At 73.4% G+C, this 8043-nt stretch carries 8 protein-coding genes; all 8 read left to right on the forward strand.

The features are described 5' to 3' along the window. Positions 1–84 precede the first annotated feature (84 nt). Positions 85–723 (forward strand): DUF3000 domain-containing protein, encoded by a 639-nt coding sequence (locus GTR00_RS09450; RefSeq protein ID WP_323132362.1) that lies wholly within the window; start codon positions 85–87, stop codon positions 721–723. 142 nt (positions 724–865) lie between these two features. Next, positions 866–1468, forward strand: coding sequence for a response regulator transcription factor (locus GTR00_RS09455; RefSeq protein ID WP_166611377.1), 603 nt, complete (start codon positions 866–868; stop codon positions 1466–1468). Positions 1469–1572: 104 nt separating this feature from the next. After that, positions 1573–3108: a glycosyltransferase gene (locus tag GTR00_RS09460; protein WP_166611378.1), complete on the forward strand. Its 1536-nt coding sequence runs from the start codon at positions 1573–1575 to the stop codon at positions 3106–3108. Between the two features lie 359 nt (positions 3109–3467). Beyond that, the gene (locus tag GTR00_RS09465) at positions 3468–4289 is read left to right on the forward strand and encodes a flagellin N-terminal helical domain-containing protein (RefSeq protein WP_166611379.1); all 822 of its coding nucleotides are present in this window, start codon (positions 3468–3470) and stop codon (positions 4287–4289) included. 319 nt (positions 4290–4608) lie between these two features. Then, a complete protein-coding gene (locus GTR00_RS09470) occupies positions 4609–5430 on the forward strand; it encodes a flagellin N-terminal helical domain-containing protein (protein WP_166611379.1) in 822 nt (273 codons plus the stop codon). A gap of 128 nt (positions 5431–5558) precedes the next feature. After that, positions 5559–7013, forward strand: a complete 1455-nt coding sequence (gene fliD, locus GTR00_RS09475) for a flagellar filament capping protein FliD (protein ID WP_166611380.1) — start codon at positions 5559–5561, stop codon at positions 7011–7013. A 170-nt stretch (positions 7014–7183) separates the two neighbouring features. Further along, positions 7184–7603, forward strand: a complete 420-nt coding sequence (fliS, locus tag GTR00_RS09480) for a flagellar export chaperone FliS (protein ID WP_166611381.1) — start codon at positions 7184–7186, stop codon at positions 7601–7603. Then, on the forward strand, positions 7600–7977 hold the full coding sequence (locus GTR00_RS09485; RefSeq protein WP_166611382.1) for a hypothetical protein: 378 nt from the start codon (positions 7600–7602) through the stop codon (positions 7975–7977). The genes fliS and GTR00_RS09485 overlap by 4 nt, the downstream gene beginning before the upstream one ends. Positions 7978–8043: the final 66 nt, after the last annotated feature.

An 8043-nucleotide genomic window follows, 5' to 3' on the forward strand; every position in this document is an offset into this window, starting at 1 on the left:
GGTCCAGGCACGGCCCGATCGTCGCACGGCGCCCCCGGCGCGCCGCCGCCGCCGCCGGGGCGCGCGTCCCTAGTCTCCCGAGGCGTGACGCTCTCCCGAGTGCCCGGCGGGGCCCGCGCCGGTGCGGCGCCCGACGCCTTCGAGCGCGCCGTGCGGGCGCTGCGCGCGGTCCGCCTGCGCGCGGACGTCGCGCTGACCGAGGTGCCGGCACCGGCGCGCATCGCGCCGCACGCGGTGGCCCTGGCCGGGGACGTGGTCTCCGAGGGCGAGGAGCTGGCCACGGGGCGCTTCATCCTGCTGCACGACCCGGCGGCGCCGGCGGAGTGGGGCGGCACGTTCCGGGTGGTGACGTACGTGCGCGCGGACCTGGAGCCGGAGGTGGGCGCGGACCCGATGCTGGGGCAGGTCGGCTGGAGCTGGCTGGAGGACGCGCTGCGCGAGCACGGCGCGCTGGCCGCGGGGGTGGGCGGCACGGTCACCCGGGTGCTCTCGGAGGGGTACGGGGCGCTGGCGGACCGCCCCCCGTCGGTGGACGTGGAGGTGCGCGCGTCCTGGACGCCGCTGGCCGCGGGCACCGACGCCGGCACGGGGGGCGCAGGTGGCGCGGGCGCCCCGTTCGAGGTGGGGGCCCACCTGGAGGCGTGGTCGCTGCTGCTGTGCACGGTGGCGGGGCTGCCGCCGCTGCCGGAGGGCGTCAGCGCCCTGCCCCGCCCGCAGCGCTGAGCGGCGCCGCGGGCCGGTCGGCGGGGCACCGCGGCGCACCGCTGCGCCCCGGACGGTCAAGTCCGGGCGCGCGCGGGCCGATCACCTCCCCAGTGAGGCGTTCCGCACGAGGCGGTCGCCCAGTGCCAGTTGGAGGACGACGGTGACTGCGCTCGTCGAACGCCCCGGGATGGCCGTCCCGTCACGACTCGGCCGCTTCGCCGCGCTGGTCGCGGTCGCCGACCCCGCCGTGCGGGAGTCCGTGACGCGGACCCTGCGCATGCTGGGCGCGGTGAACGTCGAGCACGCCGGCAGCGTGGCCCAGGCCCGCGCCATGGCCCGCACGGGCCCGCGCGCCCTGTTCATCGCCGACGCCGGGCTGCCGGACGGCTCCGGCGCCCAGCTGGTCTCCGAGCTGCGCGCGGCGGGCTGGAACCGCTGCGTGGTGCTCTCGAGCAACGCGGACCCGTTCGCGGTGCGCGGGGCGGTGGCGGCCGGGGTGCGCTGCTACCTGGTCACGACCCGCCCGGAGGGCACCGGCTTCGAGGGCCGCACCGGCGAGTCGGGCGTGGACAGCCTGTCCGAGCGCGAGATCGAGGTGCTCCAGCACGTCGCCGACGGCCGCTCCAACAAGGACACCGGCGCGCTGCTGGGCCTGTCGGCGCTGACCGTGAAGAGCCACCTGGCGCGCATCGCGCGCAAGCTGGGCACGGGCGACCGCGCGGAGATGGTCGCCATCACGCTGCGCGCCGGCGTGATCCAGTGACGGTGCGCTGACGGCTCCCACCGGGGCCCCCGTCCCCCGTCCGGTCGATGCCTGGACGAGCCGGCCCGGGAGGTGCCCACCGGCCGACGAGGGGAGAGGTGCTCGTGGGAGCCCGATCGGTGTACGTGAGCGGTTGCTACATCGTCAAGGACGAGGAGGACGTGCTCGCCGCGTCCCTGGAGGCGCTGGCGCCCTTCGTCGACGAGATCGTCGTCTACGACACCGGCAGCACCGACCGCACGCGGGAGGTCGCCCGCGAGCACGGCGCCCGGGTGGTCGAGGGGTACTGGGACGACGACTTCGGCGCCGCCCGCAACCGCGCCCTGGAGCACTGCGCGGGTACCTGGGTCGTGTCCGTCGACGCCGACGAGGTGGTGCGGGGGGACGTGCGCGCGTGGCGGCGCGCGCTGCAGCGGGAGAACCGGGCGGACGTGCTGGAGGTCGCCGTGGCCTCGGACACCTGGGGCGGCGCCGGCCGCCTCACCGAGGCCCGCGTGCCCCGGGTGCTGCGCCGCGCGCACTGCCGCTGGGCGGGCGCGCTGCACGAGCGCCTCGTCGGACGGCGCGGCCAGGTGCTGCACCGCGCGGACTCCGGGCTCGTGTTCGAGCACTCGGGGTACACGCTGCTGCGGGTCGTGGACCGCGACAAGGGGACGCGCAACCTCCGCGTCGCCGAGGCGGAGCTCGAGGCCGCCCGGGCGCGCGGCGAGCACGACCTCGCCTTCCTGCACGTCAACGTCGGCCGCTCCGCGGCCATGGTGGGCGACCACCGCAAGGCCCTGGACGCGTTCGCTGCGATCGACCGGGAGACCGCCCCCCTCGACACGGGTCTGCTCGCCGCGCAGACGGCGGTCTCGTGCGCGCTGGCCGTCGGCGACCTCGACCTGGCGGCGGAGTGGCTCACGGCGATGCGCACCTGGGGCGAGGACGATCAGGTCTGCCGCGCCTTCGAGGCGCGGGTGGCGATGGCGGGGAAGCGCTACGCAGAGGCCGAGCGCCTGCTCCGCTCGGTGCGCGACTCCCGCAACCGCATCGGCATCCGCTTCGACGCCGAGTCCTGCACCGACGACCTCGTCCGCTGCGTGCTGGAGCAGGGGCGGCGCGAGGAGGCTGCGCAACTGGTCCTCGAGCACCTCCCGAACGGGCGCACCAACCTCCAGGCGCCCTTCGTCGTCGGCCTCCTCGCCACCGACGCGGAAGGAGCCGCCCGCACGGTCGCCGCCCTGCCGCCGTCCTTGGAGAAGCCCTTCGTCGGCCAGCTGCAGCGGCTGCCGGCCGACTTCACCGATGCGTTCTTCGAGGCGCTGTGGGCCGCCGGCCGCGCGCGGGCCGCGGTCCTGCTGGCGGTCGGGGAGCAGTGGGCGTCCCTGGCGTTCCCGCGCGCGCTGGAGTGGTCGCTGCGGATGCGCGAGGCGGGGCTCGCCGAGCGCTGCCCGCTGCGCCGCATCCTCGCCTCGCCCGAGTGCGACCGGCTCACCCGCATCCTCAGCGGCGTGGTGCTGGCCGAGGTCGGCGAGGCGGACGCGCTGCCGGTCCTGGAGGGGGTGCTCGCGGAGGTCGAGGACGCCGAGGTCGACACCGTGCTGGCCGCGGTGCGCGAACTCTCGCCGTCCTTCGCGGACTCCCTCGTGGCGGCCTGAGGGAGCTGCCCGCAGCTGCACCGCCCGAGAGCCCCGGCCGACCCCGGGTCGAGCGGGGCTCTCGGTGTCCGTGGACACGCCGTCACCGAGACAAGCCGCCACTCTCTGTGCTTGAGTAGTTACGCAGGCGGGTGCGAGGTGCCACGGGTGTCGAGCGCCCCGCCGGTGGCGGGATGCCGCGGCCCCGTGTGGCTGGAGGGACTCCAGGGGGTGGTGGCGCTGGCGCGACAGGAGCGTCACCCGAACGCCGGTGTGAAACCTGCTCAGGTCCGGCGCAGACCGGCCGATGGACTCAGTGCCGGGCCACGGAGGGCCCGGCGCCACAGAAAGCCCGACCCCGCTCACGGAGGATGATCACCATGGGTCTTCGCGTCAACAACAACATCGCTGCGTTCAACAGCTACCGCAACCTGCAGGCCACCGACAAGACGCTGAACTCCTCGCTGGAGAAGCTCTCCTCGGGCCTGCGCATCAACAAGGCTGCCGACGACGCGGCCGGCCTGGTCATCTCCGAGGGCCTGCGCTCGCAGATCGGCGGCCTGACCGTGGCCGCGCGCAACGCCCAGGACGGCGTCAACGTCATCCAGACCGCCGACGGCGCGCTGAACACCAGCACCACCATCCTGCAGCGCATGCGCGACCTGACGGTGCAGGCGGAGAACGCCACCAACAGCACCGAGTCCCTGACCGCGATCAAGGGCGAGATGGACGAGCTGGCCAAGGAGCTCACCCGCATCTCCGACAACACCAGCTTCAACGGCGTCAAGCTGCTCGACGGCTCCTTCGCCGGCAAGTTCCAGGTCGGCGACAAGAACGCCGACTCCATCTCGGTGACGGTTTCGCAGGACTTCGACGCGACCGGTCTCGCGGTGAGCGGGCTCGACGTCACGACGGCCGGCGGCCGCACCGCGGCGGAGACGGCGATCGACGCGGCGCTCAAGAAGGTCAACTCGGCCCGCGCGAGCCTGGGTGCGCAGCAGAACCGCTTCGAGAACGTCATCAGCTCGATCAACGTCGCGGTCGAGAACCTGACCGCGTCGGAGTCGGCCATCCGCGACACCGACATGGCCAAGGAGATGACGAAGTTCAGCAAGTCGCAGATCCTGTCCCAGGCGGGCACGAGCATGCTGGCGCAGGCGAACTCCGCCTCGCAGAACGTGCTCTCCCTGCTGCGCGGCTGAGCCACGAGCAACACCTGAGGGCGCCTCGCCCCTGAGGCGCACCCGCCATGGAGCGCCCCACCCCGACCCGTCCGGTCGGGGTGGGGCGCTTCGTCGTCCCCGCCCGTGCCGGCGGGCGGGCGGGCACCGTGCGTCGCGCGCCGTGAGCACCCGGGTCCCGTCGGCCGCAGCATCACCCGTTCGCCGCACGTGGACTCCTCAAGCCGGGACGGCGGCGGCCGATGAACAAGGTGTCAGGCGCGCACCCGCGGCCTGACGGGCCGGACCACGGACGGACCGGCCCTCAGCAGTCCGACCCCGCTCACGGAGGATGATCACCATGGGTCTTCGCGTCAACAACAACATCGCTGCGTTCAACAGCTACCGCAACCTGCAGGCCACCGACAAGACGCTGAACTCCTCGCTGGAGAAGCTCTCCTCGGGCCTGCGCATCAACAAGGCTGCCGACGACGCGGCCGGCCTGGTCATCTCCGAGGGCCTGCGCTCGCAGATCGGCGGCCTGACCGTGGCCGCGCGCAACGCCCAGGACGGCGTCAACGTCATCCAGACCGCCGACGGCGCGCTGAACACCAGCACCACCATCCTGCAGCGCATGCGCGACCTGACGGTGCAGGCGGAGAACGCCACCAACAGCACCGAGTCCCTGACCGCGATCAAGGGCGAGATGGACGAGCTGGCCAAGGAGCTCACCCGCATCTCCGACAACACCAGCTTCAACGGCGTCAAGCTGCTCGACGGCTCCTTCGCCGGCAAGTTCCAGGTCGGCGACAAGAACGCCGACTCCATCTCGGTGACGGTTTCGCAGGACTTCGACGCGACCGGTCTCGCGGTGAGCGGGCTCGACGTCACGACGGCCGGCGGCCGCACCGCGGCGGAGACGGCGATCGACGCGGCGCTCAAGAAGGTCAACTCGGCCCGCGCGAGCCTGGGTGCGCAGCAGAACCGCTTCGAGAACGTCATCAGCTCGATCAACGTCGCGGTCGAGAACCTGACCGCGTCGGAGTCGGCCATCCGCGACACCGACATGGCCAAGGAGATGACGAAGTTCAGCAAGTCGCAGATCCTGTCCCAGGCGGGCACGAGCATGCTGGCGCAGGCGAACTCCGCCTCGCAGAACGTGCTCTCCCTGCTGCGCGGCTGAGCCACGAGTCCTTCCTGAGGCCGGCTCGCACCTGAGTCGACCTCACACCAGGCGGGGGGCACCGGAGACCCCGGAGCCCCCCGCCTGCTCCCGTATCAGGACCACGAACGAGAAAGTGAGGGGCCGTGATGTCCACGTCCATCTCCTCGTCCAGTGTCGACGGACTCGTCAGCGGCCTCGACACCAGCAGCATCATCTCGGCGCTCGTCAACGCCGACGCCGTGCAGCAGACCCGGCTCAAGAGCAGCGTCACCGCCGCGCAGAGCAAGGCATCGGCCTACCAGTCGGTCAACACCAAGGTCTCCGCCCTGCAGACGGCGGCCGAGGCCCTGACCAAGGCGAGCGCCTGGGGGGCGGCCAAGGCCACCTCCTCCAGCGACGCCGTGGCCGTCACCTCCACGGGTGCGGCCACCGCCGGTTCCGTCACGGTGGAGGTCGCCAAGCTCGCCACCGGCCGCTCGGTGCTGTCCAAGCCGGTGACCAACGACGCCGCGGGCCTGACCGATCTGGGCCTGCCGATGGTGATCTCCCGGGACGACGGCACGTCGCTGACCCTCACCCCCAGCATGGGGACGCTGAGCGACGTGGCCGCCGCGATCAACAAGGCGACCAAGCTGGGCGTGAACGCCGTCGCGATCCGGATGGCGGACGACACCTACCGGCTCCAGATCACCTCCGCCCGGACCGGGCAGACCGAGGGCAAGTTCAACATCACGCAAGGGGAGCAGCCCGGGGGGCCGCAGGTCGGCGACTCGGTCTTCAAGCCCGTCACGCCGGCCGCCAACGCGGAGTTCTACCTGCTGCCCAGCGGCCCGTCGGGCCTGACCGGCCAGGACGGCAAGCCGGTCCGCCCGGACAACGCCATCCAGCTGATCTCCCCGTCGAACACCTACAGCGGCATCATGGCGGGCGTCTCCTTCACCGCGGCCAAGCCCGGGGTGTCCACGCTGTCGGTGGCACCGGACCCGGCCGGCCTGGCCGACTCGGTCAAGGGGCTCGTCGACGCGGCCAACGCCGCGCTCGCCGAGATCGGCAAGCAGTCCAAGGCCGGCGTCGCCGGGGCGTCCGGGGCCGCCGCCACCGGCGCCGGCGTGCTGCGCAGCGACGCCACCCTGCGCACCCTGCAGGGGAGCATCGTCAACGCGGTCACCTCGGCGCTGGGCGGCTCCGCCTCGACGGCCTCCTTCGGCCTGCAGTTCACCCGTGAGGGGAGCTTCAGCTTCGACAAGGACAAGTTCCTCACCGCGTACGCCGCGGACCCGCTGAAGGTGCAGGGGCTCGTCTCCGGCAAGTCCCTGCCGGTGGACCCCGTCACCAAGGCGGCCAACCCCGAGGGCGTGGCGGACCGGCTTCTAGCCGTCACCAAGGCCGCGACCGACAGCACGACGGGTTCGCTCGTCATGGCGGCCAAGGGGCAGACCAACTCGATCACCAGGCTCAACGAGCAGATCGCGCAGTGGGACGAGCGCCTTTCCCAGAAGCGCGCGCGCTACGAGAAGTACTACGCCGCACTGGAGGTCTCGCTCGGCAAGGTCAAGAGCCAGGCCAGCTGGCTCTCGGGCCAGCTCGCCAGCCTCGGCTGACGGGGGACCGGTGACAGGGCCGGGACGGTGCGTGCCACCGTCCCGGCCCTGTCGCTCTCCCCGGGCAGGGGGTCGCCTCCTCACGAAAGAGCACGTCCACCCTTTCAGGTCGGCCGTCCCGTGCCGATGGAATGAGCAGCAACCCCCTCGTACCCGTGGAGGAACACCGCATGACCGCGACGACGTTCGGCCGCACCGCCCAGGCGAACCGCTACCGCGACGACGCCCTGGCCACCGCCAGCCCGGCCGCCCTCCTCGTGATGCTCTACGACCGCCTGGTCCTGGACCTGCAGCGCGCCGAGCAGGCGCAGCGCACGGGTGACCGCCAGACCGCCCACACCAACCTCGTGCACGCGCAGGACATCGTCGCCGAGCTGCAGAGCAGCCTGAAGGTCGACGCGTGGGAGGGAGCTGCCGGCCTGAGCGGCCTGTACACCTGGCTGCGCAGCGAGCTCGTCGCCACCAACCTCTCCGGCGACGCCGAGCGCACCGCCGCCTGCCGCGTGGACATCGTCGAGCCGCTGGCCGAGGCGTGGCGGGAGGCCGCCCTGCAGCACCTCAGCGGCGCCTCCTCCGCCGGCGTGGCGTGACCGCGGCCCCGCACGAGGTCCAGGACCCCCGGCCCGCCCCCGACGCGGCGGGGGACGACTGGCGCACCGCGTGGGCCGCCGCCCTGGACGCCGTGGAGCTGGACGTGCAGACCGCCGAGGAGCTGGTGCGGTCCCTGCACCAGGGCGTGGACGAGCTGCCGCCGTCTCCGCCGGCGCAGGACTGGGTCGCGCCCTCGCTGCTCGGCCCCGTGCCCGCCGAGTTCGCCGAGCGCGCCCGCCGGCTCCTGCAGCGCCAGGTCGACGTCAGCGAGCGCCTCGCGGAGGCCGTGGTGCACGCCCGCTCCCAGCGGCGCGCCCTGGGCAGGTTCGAGCGCCCCGAGCAGCCCCCCGTGTTCGTCGACAAGGCCCTGTAGCCCGACCGCCGCCGCCGCGCCCCTCCAGCGGAGGGGCGCGGCCGTCGGGGGGGGTCAGCTCTCGGG

The sequence above is a fragment of the Kineococcus indalonis genome (assembly GCF_009906395.1).
Classification (GTDB): Bacteria; Actinomycetota; Actinomycetes; order Actinomycetales; family Kineococcaceae; genus Kineococcus; species Kineococcus indalonis.

Excerpts from the sequence above, each read along its gene's own strand:
- GTR00_RS09465 (WP_166611379.1), top strand. The coding sequence starts at position 3,468 with ATGGGTCTTCGCGTCAACAACAACATCGCTGCGTTCAACAGCTACCGC.
- GTR00_RS09470 (WP_166611379.1), top strand. The coding sequence starts at position 4,609 with ATGGGTCTTCGCGTCAACAACAACATCGCTGCGTTCAACAGCTACCGC.
- fliD (WP_166611380.1), top strand. The coding sequence starts at position 5,559 with ATGTCCACGTCCATCTCCTCGTCCAGTGTCGACGGACTCGTCAGCGGC.
- fliS (WP_166611381.1), top strand. The coding sequence starts at position 7,184 with ATGACCGCGACGACGTTCGGCCGCACCGCCCAGGCGAACCGCTACCGC.